The organism is Kitasatospora sp. NPDC048715, from assembly GCF_043198905.1.
Lineage (GTDB): Bacteria > Actinomycetota > Actinomycetes > Streptomycetales > Streptomycetaceae > Kitasatospora > Kitasatospora lactacystinica.
On the sequence record NZ_JBICVH010000024.1, the window covers coordinates 20823 to 36433 of the forward strand.

The following is a 15611-nucleotide window of genomic DNA, read 5'->3' on the forward strand; positions in this document are numbered from 1 at the left end:
GCGCGAAGAGCGCCGGGACGGGCGTCCGGCGGTGACGTCGAGCCGCCCGGCGCGGCCGTGCCGAACCCGTGGGAGTGCTGAGAGCCCGTCATGCCGCCCGCCCCGGTCGCGGGGTGCGACCGGGGCGGCCGGGGTGAGCCAGCGGGGTGGGCTAGCGGGGCGGGGTGGCGAGGGCGAGCCGGCTGGGGAGGACGCTGGAGGCGACGGCGAGCAGCAGGCACAGGGCCGTGCCGGCGCCGAGCGGTGCCCAGGGCAGTCGCAGGGCGACGGTGGCCCGGCCGGCCAGGATGCGGTGGTTGAGCAGGGCGGTGGTGCCGTACTGGGTGAGCGCGGTGACGGCGAGGGCGAGCAGGGCGGCGGTGGCGACGACCAGGACGGCCTCCAGCGCGACCATCCACGTGACCTGGCGGCGCACCGTCCCGGCCAGCCGCAGCACGCCGAAGTCGCGCCGGCGGTCGGCGGTGCTCATCACCATGGTGTTGACGATCGCGATCAGCGCGTAGAGCAGGGCGGGCCCGAGGATCGTGGTGGTGGCGATCCAGGCGTAGTGGGCGCCGGGGTCGGGCCCGGGGTCGTGGGCGTCGGTGAGGGTGCCGCCGAGCCGGTCGGCCGGTTCGGCGTCGAGGTGGACGGCGGCGGGGCGGGCGCCGGCCAGGTGGCCGGCGACGGCGTCGCCGCTGAGCAGGATCTCGTCCAGGCCGAGCTGGGTGCGGTAGACGAGGGCGAGCCGCAGGCTGGTGACGGTGCCGTCGGCGAGGCGCAGGTTGACCTGGTCGCCGAGTTTCCAGCCGTGGCCGCGGACCTGGTCGGTGGAGGCGGCGAGGGTGGCGCCGCGCAGGTCGGCGGCGCTGCCGTCGACGGCGGGCAGTGTCCAGGCGGTGGCGAGGTCGCCGTCGACGACGGTGGCGGCGGAGGGCGCGCTCGCGGGCGAGTCCTCGCCGTGGTCGTCGAAGGCGGGGGCGGCGGCGCCGAGGCCGGTGACCACGGTGGCGGTGGTGGCGGTGGCGTGCAGTCCGGGGCGGGCGGCGGTGAGCCGGTGGGCGGCGTCGGCGGGCAGTGGGGCGCCGCCGGGGCGCAGCACGTACGCGGCGGCGGCGAGGGCCCGGTTCTGGGCGGTCATGGCGTCGGCGAAGGCGGCGGTGGAGCCGACCACGGTGCCGGTGAGCGCGATGGCGAGGAAGGCCGGGGTGGCGGTGGAGACGGTGCGGCGCACGGCGGTGAGGGCGTTCTGCCGGGCGAGCAGCGGGGCGGCGGCGACGGCCCGGGCGAGCGGGGCGCTGAGCAGTCGCAGCAGCGGCGGTACGACGGCCGGTGCGAACAGGGCGAGCGCGGTGACGGCGAGCAGGTCGGCGCCGAGCACCCACTGGGAGGCGAGTTGCGGGTCGTCGGGCTGGTCGCCGGGGGCGGGGGCCATGGTGGGCGCGGCCAGGTAGTAGCCGACGGTGCCGGCCAGGGCGGTGAGGCCGAGCAGCGCGCAGGTCCAGCGCAGCGGGGTCATGGCCGCGCGGTCGGCGGCGGCGTCGCCGAGCGCCTCGACGGCGCGCACCCGGCCGGCCCGCAGGGCGGCGGTGACGGCGCCGAGCAGGGCGACGAGGAGGCCGACGGCGGCGGCGAGCAGCATCGGCCCGGCGGCGGGGTGCGCGGTGAATCCGTCGGGGGCGGCGCCGCGGGCGACCAGCCAGGCGGCGAGCGCGGGTGCGCCGGGCAGCGAGAGCAGGCAGCCGCTGACGGCGGCGGCGAGGGCGACGACGGCGGCCTCGCCGGTGATCAGCCAGACGATCTGCCGGGGCGTGGCGCCGACGGCGCGCAGCATCGCGATCTCCTGGCGGCGCTGGGCGACGGCGAAGGCGAAGGTCCCGGCGACGACGAAGACGGCGACGAAGGCGGCCATCGCGGCGGTGAACTGGAGCACCTTGTGCAGGGAGGGCGCGCCGAGCGGGGAGTCGTCGCCGGCGGTGTCGTGGAGCAGGCTGCCGGTGGTGGCGACGAGCAGGACGCCGAGGGTGAGGGCGACGTAGGAGCCGGCGAAGGCGGACTTGCGCCGCCGCAGGCTCGCGGTGGCGACCGGCAGCAGGGTGGTGATCGAGGTCATGCCGCCGTCTCCAGGGCGGTCATCCGCTCGGCGACGTGCTGGGCGGTGGGGTGGGGCAGGTCGTCGACGATCCGGCCGTCGGCGAGGAAGAGCACGCGGTCGGCGTAGGCGGCGGCGACCGGGTCGTGGGTGACCATGACGGTGCTCTGGCCCTCCTGGTCGACGAGGTCGCGCAGCAGGGCGAGGACGTCGCGGCTGCTGGCGGAGTCGAGGGCGCCGGTCGGTTCGTCGGCGAACAGCATGCGCGGCCGGGTGATCAGCGCGCGGGCGATCGCGACGCGCTGCTGCTGGCCGCCGGATAGCTGGGAGGGCAGGTGTCCGGCGCGCTCGCCGAGGCCGACCTGGGCGAGTGCCCGGCGGACCTGCGCGGGGTCGGGGCGGCGGCCGGCCAGCCGCAGCGGCAGGCCGACGTTCTGTTCGGCGGTGAGCGAGCCGACCAGGTTGAAGGCCTGGAAGACGAAGCCGATCCGCTGGCGGCGCAGCACGGTGAGCTCGGTCTCGCCCAGCGCGCCGAGGTCGGCCCCGTCCAGGGTGACCCGGCCGCTGTCGGGCCGGTCGAGGCCGGCGCAGCACTGCAGCAGGGTGCTCTTGCCGGAGCCGGAGGGGCCCATGACGGCGGTGAAGCCGCCGCGGGCGAACTCGACGTCCACCCCCCTGAGCGCCCGTACGGCCTCCGGGCCGGTTCCGTAGGTGCGGTGTACGTCGTCGAGGCGCAGGACGGCCCCGTTCTCCCCCGTGATCTTCACAGCAGCCACACCTACCACGGGGGCCACGGCCCCGACCAGGCGGTTTGGGGGAATCGTTATGCCGTCAGCCGCCGTGCTCCGGCGCGGACTTCGGCGCGGACCTCGGCCCCGCCGACGGGGCGGTACAGGAAGACGTCGACCGGATCCTCGTGGACGACGGTGAAGCCGTGGCGTTCGTACAGCCGCTGGGCGGCGCTGCCGCGGAGGACGATGAGGCGGAACGGTTCTCCGGCGGCGTCGGCCTCGGCGAGGAGGTGGCGCAGCACGGCGGTGCCCAGGCCCCGCCCCTGGAGGTGCGGGGCCAGGTAGAACAGCTCCAGGTGGCGTCCGCCCCGCTCGTCGGGGCGGACGGTGACGCAGCCGGCGAAGGCCCGGTCCACCAGGAGTACGGAGGTGTACCTGGTCGAGAAGGACGCCCTCACCCGCTCCCGGGAACGGGCCGGGTCCCAGCGGCCGAGGCGTTCCAGGTCGGCGCGCATGACCTGGGCCTTGAGGTCCGTGACGGGTTCGAGGTCCTCGGGCGCGGCGGGGCGCAGGCTCCAGTCGGGGGCGTTGTTCACGGCCCGCAGTCTGGCAGCCGCGCCGCCGCTCCGACCAGCCGTTTTCGTCAGGACACCGGCCGGGAGTCGGCCCAGACGCCCTCGAACTCCTCGCGGTAGACCTCCAGCAGTCCCGCCTCGGTGCCGCCGGGCTGCTGGCCGGCGCCGCCGCGCAGCACCAGGGCCGGGGACTCCATGCCGCGGGCGCGGCGCAGGTAGGGCTGGATGACGCCGAGGTCGCGGCCCTGCCGGCGGCCGCCCGCCTGGCCGGCCGTGCGGGGGCCCTCGACCAGGTAGGCGGTGAAGCGCGGGGTTTCGTCGAAGACCCGGATCTCGAAGCCTCCCTGGTCCCGCAGCCGGGCCCGCACCCGCCGCACGTGCATGATGTTCATCTCGATGGAGCGCGACAACTCGCTCCGGCCGAGGCCGAGTTCGCGTTCGCGGCGGCGCACCGCGCTGCTCGCCGGGTTGAGGAAGAGCAGCCGCACCCGGCAGCCTTCGCCGGCCAGGCGCACCAGGCGCTTGCCGGTGTAGTTCTGGCAGAGCATGCCGAGGCCGATGCCGAGGGCGTCGAGGCGCCGGGCGCCGTCCAGCAGGTCCTCGACGGGGAGGTCGCGCTGGAGCCGGACCCGGTCGGCGTGCACGGCGACGACGTCCGCGTACCGGCCGGCCACCAGGGACTCGACCACGTCGGCGGGCACCCCGCCGGCGCCCCCGTCCAGCACGGCCAGCAGCCGGGCGGCGGCCCGCTCGGTCTGGGCCAGCACGGTCTGGGTGAGCACCCGGTTGCGGGAGACCACGTGCCGGGCCACCTCCAGCTCGTCGAGCGCCAGCTCGATCTCGCGCCGGTCGGCCAGGTACGGCTCGAAGCAGGGCCAGTGCTGCACCATCAGTTCGCGCAGCTGGGGCAGGGTGAGGAAGACCAGCGGGTCGTCGTCGGCCGGGTCGAGGAGGTAGCCCTTGCGGCGGCTGACCTCGCGCACGGCCCCGGCCCGGTGCGCCCACTCCTCGCCGGCCGGCCCGGCGGCGGCGGTGACCCAGTCCTCGCCGTGGGCGGGTGCGTAGATCGGGTGCAGCACCTCGTCGACCAGGGCGCGCAGCCGCTGTTCGACCAGGTTGAGCCAGACGTAGGCGCGGCCGGACAGCCGGACCCGCTGGTAGGCGTCCTCCCATTCGCCGGCCGACCAGGCCAGTGCGGGTATCTCGACCGGGCCGCCCTGGGCGGGCACCAGGGCCCGGCCGGTCAGGGTGGGACGCATGACCACCGTGGGCGCCTCGCTGCGGGTCGCGCCCCGGTCGGGGCCGCCGGGCCCGGAACCACGGCCGCCGGCGGGGAACACCATGCGCCACCTCATCTGGTTGCTGCGGCCGGCCCCCGCGGGCGCGGGGACCGTCGAAAGCCTGTCGGCCCGCCCCGGGCGGCCGGACGATCAAGGGTACTGCCCGCCGCGAGCCGATCGCAGCCGGTTGCCCGGGGCCCCTCCCGCACCACCGGAGCACTCTTCACACGAATGCTCGACGGGCGCTCGTTCGGCCCAACCCGGGCCGGATGTCCCGGCCCCCGGGGAGGGGCTCGGGGAGTATGCCCTGTGCCGCGCGTCACGGCGGCTGTGCCGTGCGTCACGGCGCACGGTCACGCACATGCCCGGCCGCCCGGCCGGGAAGAGAGCGTCCGGGCCCCGGCATGCGGCCGGTCCCGTTGTCGGAGCACACGTCAGTTTCCGTCGGCAGCAAGGAAGTTGAGAAGTCATGCAGGTCTGGCCCGGTACGCCCTACCCGCTCGGCGCCACCTACGACGGGGCCGGCACCAACTTCGCCGTGTTCTCCGAGAGCGCCGACCGGATCGAGCTGTGCCTGATCGCCGAGGACGGCTCCGAGACGGCCGTCGAGCTGCGCGAGACGGACGCCTTCGTCCGGCACGCCTACCTCCCGGGCGTCCAGCCCGGCCAGCGCTACGGCTTCCGCGTGCACGGCCCGTACAATCCGGGCCTGGGCCAGCGGCACAACAGCGCCAAGCTGCTGCTGGACCCGTACGCCAAAGCGATGAGCGGGCACATCGACTGGGACGAGTCGGTCTACGGCTACCACTTCGGCGCCCCCGAGCGCCGCAACGACCTGGACTCCGCCCCGCACACCATGCACTCGGTGGTGATCAACCCGTACTTCGACTGGGGCACCGACCGGCCGCCGCGCACCGACTACCACCGCACCGTCATCTACGAGGCCCACGTCAAGGGCCTGACCCGGCTGCACCCCGGCATCCCCGAGGAGATCCGCGGGACGTACGCGGGCCTGGCCCACCCGGCGGTGATCGAGCACCTGGCCAAGCTCGGCGTCACCGCGATCGAGCTGATGCCGGTGCACCAGTTCGTCCGCGACCACCGGCTGCGGGACCTCGGCCTCGCCAACTACTGGGGCTACAACACCGTCGGCTTCTTCGCCCCGCACTCCTCCTACTCCTCCACCGGCGACCGCGGCCAGCAGGTGCAGGAGTTCAAGTCCATGGTCAAGGCGCTGCACGCGGCCGGTATCGAGGTGATCCTGGACGTCGTCTACAACCACACCGCCGAGGGCAACCACCTGGGGCCGACGCTGTCGCTGCGCGGCCTGGACAACGTCTCCTACTACCGCCTCGCCCGCGACCAGCGCTTCTACGAGGACACCACCGGCACCGGCAACAGCCTGCTGATGCGCAGCCCGCACGTGCTCCAGCTGATCATGGACTCGCTGCGCTACTGGGTCACCGAGATGCACGTGGACGGCTTCCGCTTCGACCTCGCCGCCACCCTCGCCCGGCAGTTCCACGAGGTGGACCGGCTGTCCTCCTTCTTCGACCTGGTCCAGCAGGACCCGGTGGTCTCCCAGGCCAAGCTGATCGCCGAACCCTGGGACCTCGGCGAGGGCGGCTACCAGGTGGGCAACTTCCCCCCGCTGTGGACGGAGTGGAACGGCATGTACCGGGACACCGTGCGGGACCTGTGGCGCGGCGAGAACGCCACCCTCGCCGAGTTCGGCTCCCGGCTCACCGGCTCCGCCGACCTCTACCAGGACGACGGCCGCCGCCCGATCGCCTCGATCAACTTCGTGACCTGCCACGACGGTTTCACCCTGCGCGACCTGGTCTCGTACAACGAGAAGCACAACGACGCCAACGGCGAGGACAACCGGGACGGCGAGTCCTTCAACCGCTCCTGGAACTGCGGCACCGAGGGCCCCGCCGCCGACCCGGCCGTCGAGGAGCTGCGGGAGCGCCAGCAGCGCAACTTCATCGCCACCCTGATGCTCTCCCAGGGCGTGCCGATGCTCTCGCACGGCGACGAGCTCTGCCGCACCCAGCTGGGCAACAACAACGCCTACTGCCAGGACAACGAACTCACCTGGGTGCACTGGCCCGAGGGCGACGGGCCGCAGGCGCGGCTGCTGGAGTTCACCCAGGGGATGATCTGGCTGCGCCGCGACCACCCGGTCTTCCGGAGGCGGCGGTTCTTCCACGGGCGGCCGGTGTCCGCCTCCGGCGGCTTCGACGACCTCACCGACATCGCCTGGTTCACCCCGACCGGGGAGGAGATGACCAAGCGCAACTGGGGCACCAGCTACGCCAAGTCGCTGACCGTCTTCCTCAACGGCTACGCGATCTCCGAACCGGACCGGCGCGGCGGCCGGATCGTCGACGACTCCTTCCTGCTGATGTTCAACGCCCACTCCGAACCGCTGGAGTTCACCGTGCCCGCCGACCACGGGCAGGAGTGGCAGGTCGTGGTCGACACCGCCCGGCCCCGGCTGCCCGCCCCCGGCACCGGCGCCCGGGTCAAGGCCGGGGACGCCCTCTGGCTCACCGACCGCTCGCTGATGGTGCTGCAGCGGCCCGCCTAGGTGCTCCGGTCCGCGCGGGCCTTGACCCGGGCGCCCGTGCCGGCGGTGCCGCGGCGCCCGGCCGGGCCGGTCGCCGGACGCGGCGCGGGCCCTTCGGACGGCCGGGGGCGGTCACCTGTTCGGGCCAGCAGCGGGTCTTGGCGGCGGCCTCCCCCGGGTACCTATGGAGCTATGACCCCCGCCGCCGAGCCCGCGCAGCCCCGCCCGGCCGCCACCGTCCCCTCGTCGTCGTACCGCCTCCAGCTCCAGCCCGGCTTCACCCTCCGCGACGCCACCGGCGCCGTCCCCTACCTGGCCGCCCTCGGCGTCTCCCACCTGCACCTGTCCCCGCTGCTGGAGGCCGTCCCCGGCTCCACCCACGGCTACGACACCGTCGACCACACCCGGATCAGCGAGCAGCTCGGCGGCGAGCCGGCACTGCGCGAACTGGCCGCCGCCGCGCACCGCCACGGCCTGCGGCTGATCGCCGACGTGGTGCCCAACCACATGGCCGTGCCCGCCCCCGAACGGCTCAACCGGCCGCTGTGGCAGGTGCTGCGCGACGGTCCCGACTCGCCGTACGCGCGCTGGTTCGACATCGACTGGACCGCCCAGGCCGGCCCCGCCGACGCCCCCGGGCGCGGCCGGGTGCTGCTGCCGCTGCTCGGCGACCGGCTCGGCGCCGTCCTGGACCAGCTCACCGTGGACGCCGTGGGGGCGCCTCCCGGCCGCCCGGCGGGGGGCGTGCTGCGCTACCACGAGCACGAGCTGCCGCTGCGCCCCGGCACCGAGGAGCTGCCGCTGCCCGAGCTGCTCGGCCGCCAGTGGTACCGGCTCGCCTGGTGGCGCCTGGCCCGCACCGAGCTCAACTACCGGCGCTTCTTCACCGTCAACGAGCTGATCGCCCTGCGGGCCGAGGACCCGGAGGTGTTCGCCGCCACCCACGCCGTCCTGCTCGGACTGCACGCGGACGGCGTCCTGGACGGCTTCCGGATCGACCACCCGGACGGGCTCGCCGACCCGCGCGGCTACCTGCGGCGCCTGGCAGCGGCCACCGGCGGGGAGCCGGGCACCACCGGCGGGCAGGCGGGGGGCGCGGCCGGGGCGTACGTCGTGGTCGAGAAGATCCTCACCGGCGAGGAGCGGCTGCCCGAGGACTGGCCGGTGGCCGGCACCACCGGCTACGACGCGCTGCGCCGGATCGACGGCGTGCTCACCGACCACGCGGGCGCCTGCCGGCTGGCCGGGGCGTACGAGTCCTTCCGGCACGGCGGCCCGGTCCGGGACGTCTGCGCGGACCCCCACCCCGCCGTCGCCGAAGCCCGCCGCGGGCGGGCCGACATGGCCGGGCCGGACGGCGAACTCGCCGCCGAGGTCGACCGGCTGGTGCGGATCGCGCTGCGGATCGGCGCCGCCGAGCCCGCGCACGCCGACCACTCGCCGGGGCAGCTGCGGGCCGCGCTCGGCCGGCTGCTCACCGGCTACCCGGCGTACCGGCCGTACGCCCGGCCCGGCGAGGCGGTCCCGGCCGCCTCGGCGCAGCAGCTGCGGGCCGCCCTGGAGGGCTCCGCCGACCCGACCGACCGGCTGGTGGCCGCGCTCGCGCTCGGCGAGCTGGGCCGGGGCGCCGACAAGGACGAGTTCTGCACCCGCTTCGCCCAGACCGCCGCCGCGGTGGCCGCCAAGGGCGTCGAGGACACCGCCTTCTACCGCTGGAACGCCCTGCCCGGCCTCAACGAGGTCGGCGGCGAGCCCGCCCGGCCCGGACTGCGTCCCGCGGACTTCCACGACTGGTGCCGCTACCTGGAGCGCGCCTGGCCGCACAGCATGACGGTGCTGTCCACCCACGACACCAAGCGCAGCGCCGACGCCCGGGCCCGGCTCGCCGTGCTCGCCGAGCGGCCGGACGCCTGGGCCGCCGAGGCCGCCGCCTGGTCCACCGCCGCCGGACCCGGCTTCGACCCGGACGCCGACTGGCTGCTGTGGCACACCCTGGTCGCCGCCTGGCCGATCGACCCGGACCGGCTGGTCGCCGCCCTGCTCAAGTCCGCCCGCGAGGCCAAGCTCCACACCTCCTGGACCACCCCCGACCCCCGCTACGAGCGGGCCCTGGAGCAGCGCGCCCGCGCGGTCCACGCCAACCCCGGGCTGCTCCCCCGGATCGAGGGCGCCGTCCACGCCCTCGCCCCGTACGCCCGCGCCAACACCCTGGCCGCCGCGCTGCTGCACCTCACCGTGCCGGGCGTGCCGGACCTCTACCAGGGCAGCGAGGAGCCGCTGTACACCCTGGTCGACCCGGACAACCGGGGCGTGGTGGACTTCGGCGCGCTCGCCGTGCGGCTCACCGACGCGGCCGCGCCGCGCCCCGGCGACCTCGCCCGGGAGAAGCTGCACCTCACCGCCACCGCGCTGCACCTGCGCCGCACCCGCCCGCTCGGCCCGTACCGGCCGCTGCACGCCGCGGGCCCCGCCGGTGACCACCTGCTGGCCTTCGCCCGGGGCGGGGACGTGGTCACCGCCGTCACCCGGCTGCCGTACGGGCTGGAGCGGGCCGGCGGCTGGCGCGACACCGTGCTGGAGCTGCCGGCCGGCGGGCCCTGGACGGACGAGCTGACCGGGCGCGGCCTCCCGGCGGGCACGGTGCCGGTGGCGGAGCTGCTGGCGGCCCTGCCGGTGGCCCTGCTGACGAGGAGGGACTGATGCCGCGCTACGAGGTGTGGGCGCCCAACGCCGCCTCCCGCGTGCGGGTCGACGTCAACGGCTTCGGCTACGACCTGGCCCGCTGCCCGGACCGGGACGGCTGGTGGTCCGGCGAGGCCCCGGCGGGCGACTACGCCTTCCGGCTGGACGACGGCCCGCCGCTGCCCGACCCGCGCTCGGCCCGGCAGCCGCACGGCCCGGAGGGGCCCAGCCGCGCGGTGGACCACGCCGCGTTCCGCTGGTCGCGGCCCGGCCGGCGCGGCCGGGCGCTGCCCGGCGCGGTGCTGTACGAGCTGCACGTGGGCACCTTCACCGCCCGCGGCACCTTCGACGCCGCCGCCGAACGCCTGGACCACCTGGTCGAGTTGGGCGTGGACTTCGTCGAGCTGATGCCGGTCTGCCCGTTCCCCGGCCGGCACGGCTGGGGCTACGACGGGGTCTCGCCCTGGGCCGTCCACGAGCCCTACGGCGGGCCCGAGGGGCTCAAGCGCTTCGTGGACGCCGCCCACCGCAAGGGCCTCGGAGTGGTGCTCGACGTGGTGCACAACCACCTCGGCCCGTCCGGCAACCACCTTCCCGCGTACGGCCCGTACTTCACCGACCGGCACCACACCCCGTGGGGCTCGGCGGTCAACCTGGACGCGCCCGGCTCGGACGAGGTGCGCGCCTACCTGATCGGCAGCGCGCTGGCCTGGCTGCGCGACTACCGCATCGACGGGCTGCGGCTGGACGCCGTGCACGCCCTCGCGGACGACCGGGCCGTCCACTTCCTGGAGGAACTCTCCGCCGAGGTGGGGAGGTTGGCGGTCGCCACCAACCGGCCGCTGTTCCTGATCGCCGAGTCCGACCTCAACACCCCGGCCACCACCGCCCCGCCCGAGGCGGGCGGACAGGGCCTCACCGCGCAGTGGAGCGACGACTTCCACCACGCCCTGCACTGCGCGCTCACCGGCGAATCCCAGGGCTACTACGGGGACTTCGCGCACGCGCCGCTCGCCGCCCTCGCCAAGACGCTCACCCGGGGGTTCTTCCACGACGGCACCTGGTCCTCGTTCCGCGGCCGCCGGCACGGACGCCCGTTCACCCCGCCCGGCAACGGCCACCGGCTGCTCGGCTACCTCCAGACCCACGACCAGGTCGGCAACCGGGCGCTGGGGGACCGCGTCTCCACCAGCCTCTCGCCCGGCCGGCTCGCCTGCGGCGCGGCGCTGGTGCTCACCTCACCGTTCACCCCGATGCTCTTCATGGGCGAGGAGTGGGGCGCCGCCACCCCCTGGCAGTACTTCACCGACCACACCGACCCGGACCTCGCCGAGGCCGTCCGGCAGGGCCGGCGCCGGGAGTTCACCGGGCACGGCTGGGCCGCCGAGGCCGTCCCAGACCCCCAGGAGCCGGCCACCGTACTGCGCTCGGTCCTCGACTGGACCGAGCTCCGGCGCGCCCCCCACGCCGAACTGCTCACGTGGTACCGGACGTTGATCCGGCTGCGGCGCGAGCACCCGGAGCTGTCCGACCCCGACCTCGGCGCGGTGCGCGCGGACTTCGACGAGGCGGCGGGCCGGCTGGTGGTGCACCGGGGGCCGTACCGGATCGCCGTCAACCTCGGGCCGGACGGGGCCGCGCTGCCGCTCGGGGCCACCGGGCGCGAGGTGGTGGCGGCCTTCGGGGCGGCGGAGCTGGAGGGGACGGCGGTGCGGCTGGCGGCGGACGCGGTGGCGGTCGTCGCCGTGCGGCCCGGCCGGACGCCCGCCGGCACGACGGCCCCACCGTAGCGGCCGGGCCCACCGGAGCGGCCGGGCTCACCGTAGCGGCCGGGCTCACCGGAGGAAGGTGCCGATCCGCTCCCGGAGCGCCGGGGCGTCCAGGCCGTAGGCGGCCAGGTGCTCCGCGATCGAGCCGTAGTGCCGGTGCTCCTCGCGCGGCACCCCCAGGCCCAGCACCCGGTGCGGGCGGTCGGCGAGCGCCGCGTGCGCCTCGTTCGCGGAGGTGCCCGCCAGGTACGGCTCGACCAGCACCACGTCCGCCCGGTCGCCGAGCGCCGCGCGCAGCCCGGCGGCGTCGAAGGGGCGCACCGTCGCCGCGTACAGCACGGCGACGTCCAGGCCCTCGGTGGCCGCGAGCACCGCGTCCAGCATCGGCCCGACGGCGAGCACGGCTCCGCGCGAGCCGGACCGGACGGTGGTGAAGCGGCCCGGCTCGACCGGCACCGCGGCCGCGTTCCGGTGCTCCGAGAGCCGGACGTACACATTGCGGTCGCCGTCCGCGTAGGCGTGGCGCAGCAGTTGCTCGGCCTCGTCCGGGTGGCCGGGGACGTGGACCGTCCAGTCCGGCAGGGTGTCCAGCAGGGCGACGTCGCCCGGGGACATGTGGGTGCGGCCGCCGGCCGGCCAGTCGTACGAGCCCGCCGCGCTCACCAGCACGGCGCCGACGCCCTGGTGGACGAGGTCCAGCTTGACCTGTTCGAAGGGCCGCTCGATCAGGAAGCTGGCGAAGGTGTGGGCGATCGGACGCATCCCGGTGAGCGCCAGGCCGCCCGTCGCGCCGATCAGCAGCTGCTCGCGGATGCCGACGTTGACCACCCGGTCGGGGTGGCGCCGCTGTGCCGGGGCGAAGGCGGCGGCGGTGATGTCGGCGAGCACCACGGCCAGCCGGGGGTCCTCGTCCAGCAGGCGGGTGGTCACGTCCACGAAGCGCTCGCGCATGGTGTCCATCGGTGAAGTTCCTCTCGGGGGCTCGGTCTTGGCCTGATCGGTCGTGGCGGGGCGGGTCGTGGCGGGGCGGACTGTGGTGTCGTCGGGCCCGGGCCCGACGGGCCGGGGCCGCCGCCGGGTGCTCAGTGCTGCTCCTTGGGTTCGACCCGGGCGACCACCACGTGCGGGCGGCCCGGGTGCTCCGCGGTGTACGCGCGGTGCAGCGCCCCGTGGTCGCGCCCGTCCACCGTGGCGGTCGACCAGCCCTCGGCCGCGAAGCGCTGGGCGATGCCGCCCTGCCAGCCGTGCGTGGCCGAGGAGTTGTCGATCACCACCACGTGCAGCCGCTCCAGCCCGTAGGCCCCGGCGAAGGCCACCGCCTCGGCGTTGGAGCCCTCGTCGAACTCCGCGTCGCCGACCAGCACCCACACCGCCGGGTCGGTCAGGCCCTGCGCCCGCAGCCCGAGCGCGGTGCCGACGGCCAGCGGCAGGCCGTGTCCGAGCGAGCCGGAGGCGATCTCGACGCCCGCGAGCAGGGTGCGGTCCGGGTGGTGGCCGAGCGGCGAGTCGTAGCCGCCGAAGCTCGGCAGCACGGCCGGGTCGAGGAAGCCCTTGGCCGCCAGTACGGCGTAGTACGCCATCGGGCCGTGGCCCTTGGAGAGCAGGAAGCGGTCGCGGTCCTGGGCCTCGGCGGTCTCCGGGGTCACCCGCAGCACCCGGTCGTACAGCACCCAGAGCGCGTCCAGGGTGGAGGTGGCGGCCGGGCCGTGCTTCTCGGCGCCGGTCATCAGCGCCATCAGGGCGGGCAGGTCCTCGAATCGGGTGCCGGTCGCGGTCGTGCCGGTCGCGTTCGTCGTCATGACCACGATGCTGCACCTTAAAGCCGACTTGAGGTCAAGCGGCTACAGTGGGTTCCCATGACCGCCCACTCCGACGGCCGCCGGGCCCCCGGCCCGCACCACGGCGACCTGCTCACCATCGGCCAACTCGCCCGCCGCAGTGGCCTCGCCGCCTCCGCGCTGCGCTACTACGAGAGCCTCGACCTGATCCAGGCCACCCGCACCTCCGGCGGCCAGCGCCGCTACACCCGCGGCACGCTGCGCCGGATCGCCTTCATCCGCGCCGCCCAGCGGGTGGGCCTCTCCCTGGACGAGGCGAAGGTCGCCCTCGACCGCCTCCCCGAGCGCCCGGCCCCCAGCGGCACCGAGTGGGACCGGGTCGCCGCGTCCTGGCAGAGCCGGATCGACGAGCAGATCGCCGAACTCCAACGGCTCAAGGCCAAGCTCACCGGCTGCATCGGCTGCGGCTGCCTGTCCCTCTCCCGCTGCGCCCTCTACAACGCCGCCGACCGCGCCGGCGAGGCCGGCCCCGGCGCCCGCTACCTGCTCACCCGCGACCCGGACGGCGGGCCCGAACCGGTCCCGTCGGGCATGGAGACCTGCGGCACCCGCCCGGAGGGGCACTGAAAACCCTTTGCGCCGGGGCCGTTCGCCCGCCTACGGTACGCCGGTGCTGCCCTTGGTGCTGACGGACGAGGAGTGGGACGCGGTCGTCCCCGACGAGACGGTGATGCGCCCCGGCGCCGAGGCGCTCTGCGCCCGGCTGGGCGTCGGGGGCCTGCCCCTGGAGCGCTTCCCGGAGGGCTCCGTGCCGGTCTACGCGGTCGGCGACGCGCTGGTGCTCAAGCTGTTCCCGGCCGCCGCCGCCCGGGACGGCATCGTCGAGGAGCGCGTGCTCACCCGCCTGGACGGCGCGCTGCCGATCCCCACCCCGACCGTCCACGAGGCCGGCGAGTACGTCAACGGCTGGCGCCACGTCCTGATGTCCCGTCTGCCCGGCGAGGGCCTCGCCCCGGCCTGGCCGCGCATCCCGCCGCCCGACCGCGAGCGGATCGCCCGCCGCTGCGGCGAGGCGCTCGCCGCCCTGCACGCCCTCGACCCCGAGCCGCTCGCCGACGTCCTCGGCCCCGGCGACTGGCCGGCCTTCCTGGCCCGCCGGGCCGCGGGCGCGGTGGCCCGCCAGCGCGAACGCGGGCTGGCGCGGGAGTGGCTGGAGCAGATCCCGGACTTCCTCGCCGCCGCCCCGCTCCCCGCCGCCCCCGGGCGCTCGCTGCTGCACACCGAGTTCATGCGCGAGCACCTGCTCACCGACCCGGCCGACGGCTGGCGCCTCACCGGCCTGATCGACTTCGAGCCCGCGATGATCGGCGACCCGGCCTACGACCTGGTCGCCGTCGGACTCTTCACCACCCGGGCCGACCCGCACCTGCTCGGCCACCTGCTGAACGCCTACGGCCGCCGCTTCGAGCCCAGGCTGCTGATGGCGTGCACCCTGCTCCACGTGTACAGCAACCTGCCGTGGTACCTGCGGGAGTTGAAGCCCTCGGCACGGACGCTGGACGCCCTCGCCGAGGAGTGGTTCGGGATCGCCTAGGCACGCCCTACGGACGCGGGTCGGTGCGCAGCAGGCTGTACCGGACGACATCGCGCCACGCGCCGGCCCGGAAGGTCACCGCGCGCTGCACGCCCTCCCGGGTGAAGCCGAGCTTCTCCAGGACGCGCTGCTCGGCCAGGTTGCCCGCCTCGGTGTCCGCCTCCAGCCGCATCACCGGGGAGTGCGCGAACAGGTGGTCCACCAGCAGCCGTTGGGCCCGGGTGCCGATGCCGCGCCCGCGCACGTGCGGCAGCAGCTGCACGCCGATGCTCCAGTACGGGGCGGACGGCCGCACCCCGCTGCGGTTGGCGGCGACGAAACCGCCGAACCTGCCCCCGACCTCGACCGCGAGCATCCACTGCCCCTCCTCCAGCAGCCCGCTCTCCAGCCACCGGCGGCGGTACCGCTGCGGATCGCGCCAGCCGTACCACTGGAACTCCCCCAGCATCTCCGGGTCGTTCACCAGTCCCTCGACCACGGGGAGGTCGGCCTCGGCTATCGGGCGCAGGGACACTGATTCTTCACTCATGCAGGCGCCAACGCCCGAGCGGACGCGACG

General features: G+C 75.6%; 12 protein-coding genes. 5 read left to right on the forward strand and 7 right to left on the reverse strand.

What is annotated here, in order from left to right; all coding sequences use genetic code 11:
* Positions 1-151: 151 nt before the first annotated feature.
* From ACGFSC_RS36715 to ACGFSC_RS36730, 4 genes are read right to left on the reverse strand one after another with little or no spacing between them, the layout of a single operon-like run.
* Entirely contained in the window at positions 152-2092 is a 1941-nt protein-coding gene (locus tag ACGFSC_RS36715) for an ABC transporter permease (protein WP_359909650.1), read from the reverse strand.
* The gene (locus tag ACGFSC_RS36720; protein WP_359909647.1) at positions 2089-2838 is read right to left on the reverse strand and encodes an ABC transporter ATP-binding protein; all 750 of its coding nucleotides are present in this window, start codon (positions 2836-2838) and stop codon (positions 2089-2091) included. The genes ACGFSC_RS36715 and ACGFSC_RS36720 overlap by 4 nt, the downstream gene beginning before the upstream one ends.
* Before the next feature lie 56 nt (positions 2839-2894).
* A complete protein-coding gene (locus ACGFSC_RS36725; protein WP_359909644.1) occupies positions 2895-3398 on the reverse strand; it encodes a GNAT family N-acetyltransferase in 504 nt (167 codons plus the stop codon).
* A gap of 47 nt (positions 3399-3445) precedes the next feature.
* On the reverse strand, positions 3446-4636 hold the full coding sequence (locus ACGFSC_RS36730; protein ID WP_359909683.1) for an SAV2148 family HEPN domain-containing protein: 1191 nt from the start codon (positions 4634-4636) through the stop codon (positions 3446-3448).
* A 490-nt stretch (positions 4637-5126) separates the two neighbouring features.
* Between ACGFSC_RS36730 and glgX the strand changes: the two genes are divergently transcribed.
* The 3 genes from glgX (at position 5127) to treZ (ending at position 11701) form a co-directional block, all read left to right on the forward strand.
* The gene (glgX, locus tag ACGFSC_RS36735) at positions 5127-7250 is read left to right on the forward strand and encodes a glycogen debranching protein GlgX (protein WP_359909641.1); all 2124 of its coding nucleotides are present in this window, start codon (positions 5127-5129) and stop codon (positions 7248-7250) included.
* 171 nt (positions 7251-7421) lie between these two features.
* Positions 7422-9929 carry a malto-oligosyltrehalose synthase gene (treY, locus tag ACGFSC_RS36740; RefSeq protein WP_359909638.1) on the forward strand — a complete coding sequence of 836 codons (2508 nt, stop codon included), beginning with the start codon at positions 7422-7424 and terminating at the stop codon, positions 9927-9929.
* Positions 9929-11701: a malto-oligosyltrehalose trehalohydrolase gene (treZ, locus tag ACGFSC_RS36745; RefSeq protein WP_359909635.1), complete on the forward strand. Its 1773-nt coding sequence runs from the start codon at positions 9929-9931 to the stop codon at positions 11699-11701. Before treY ends, treZ begins: the two co-directional genes overlap by 1 nt.
* A 45-nt stretch (positions 11702-11746) precedes the next feature.
* Here treZ and ACGFSC_RS36750 read toward each other — a convergent pair whose 3' ends face one another.
* The gene (locus ACGFSC_RS36750) at positions 11747-12640 is read right to left on the reverse strand and encodes a transketolase C-terminal domain-containing protein (protein ID WP_359909632.1); all 894 of its coding nucleotides are present in this window, start codon (positions 12638-12640) and stop codon (positions 11747-11749) included.
* 122 nt (positions 12641-12762) lie between these two features.
* Positions 12763-13479: a thiamine pyrophosphate-dependent enzyme gene (locus ACGFSC_RS36755; RefSeq protein ID WP_359909629.1), complete on the reverse strand. Its 717-nt coding sequence runs from the start codon at positions 13477-13479 to the stop codon at positions 12763-12765.
* A gap of 57 nt (positions 13480-13536) precedes the next feature.
* Between ACGFSC_RS36755 and soxR the strand changes: the two genes are divergently transcribed.
* Both soxR and ACGFSC_RS36765 read left to right on the forward strand, forming a co-directional pair.
* Positions 13537-14085, forward strand: coding sequence for a redox-sensitive transcriptional activator SoxR (soxR, locus tag ACGFSC_RS36760; RefSeq protein ID WP_359909625.1), 549 nt, complete (start codon positions 13537-13539; stop codon positions 14083-14085).
* 43 nt (positions 14086-14128) lie between these two features.
* Positions 14129-15052, forward strand: a complete 924-nt coding sequence (locus tag ACGFSC_RS36765) for an aminoglycoside phosphotransferase family protein (RefSeq protein ID WP_359909622.1) — start codon at positions 14129-14131, stop codon at positions 15050-15052.
* Positions 15053-15059: 7 nt separating this feature from the next.
* Here ACGFSC_RS36765 and ACGFSC_RS36770 read toward each other — a convergent pair whose 3' ends face one another.
* On the reverse strand, positions 15060-15581 hold the full coding sequence (locus ACGFSC_RS36770; RefSeq protein WP_359909619.1) for a GNAT family protein: 522 nt from the start codon (positions 15579-15581) through the stop codon (positions 15060-15062).
* Between the last annotated feature and the right edge of the window lie 30 nt (positions 15582-15611).

What these genes read in the sequence shown, in the direction of transcription:
- ACGFSC_RS36715 (WP_359909650.1), bottom strand. Translation starts at nt 2,092, where the DNA reads ATGACCTCGATCACCACCCTGCTGCCGGTCGCCACCGCGAGCCTGCGG.
- ACGFSC_RS36730 (WP_359909683.1), bottom strand. Translation starts at nt 4,636, where the DNA reads ATGCGTCCCACCCTGACCGGCCGGGCCCTGGTGCCCGCCCAGGGCGGC.
- glgX (WP_359909641.1), top strand. Translation starts at nt 5,127, where the DNA reads ATGCAGGTCTGGCCCGGTACGCCCTACCCGCTCGGCGCCACCTACGAC.
- treY (WP_359909638.1), top strand. Translation starts at nt 7,422, where the DNA reads ATGACCCCCGCCGCCGAGCCCGCGCAGCCCCGCCCGGCCGCCACCGTC.
- treZ (WP_359909635.1), top strand. Translation starts at nt 9,929, where the DNA reads ATGCCGCGCTACGAGGTGTGGGCGCCCAACGCCGCCTCCCGCGTGCGG.
- ACGFSC_RS36750 (WP_359909632.1), bottom strand. Translation starts at nt 12,640, where the DNA reads ATGGACACCATGCGCGAGCGCTTCGTGGACGTGACCACCCGCCTGCTG.
- ACGFSC_RS36755 (WP_359909629.1), bottom strand. Translation starts at nt 13,479, where the DNA reads ATGACGACGAACGCGACCGGCACGACCGCGACCGGCACCCGATTCGAG.
- soxR (WP_359909625.1), top strand. Translation starts at nt 13,537, where the DNA reads ATGACCGCCCACTCCGACGGCCGCCGGGCCCCCGGCCCGCACCACGGC.
- ACGFSC_RS36770 (WP_359909619.1), bottom strand. Translation starts at nt 15,581, where the DNA reads ATGAGTGAAGAATCAGTGTCCCTGCGCCCGATAGCCGAGGCCGACCTC.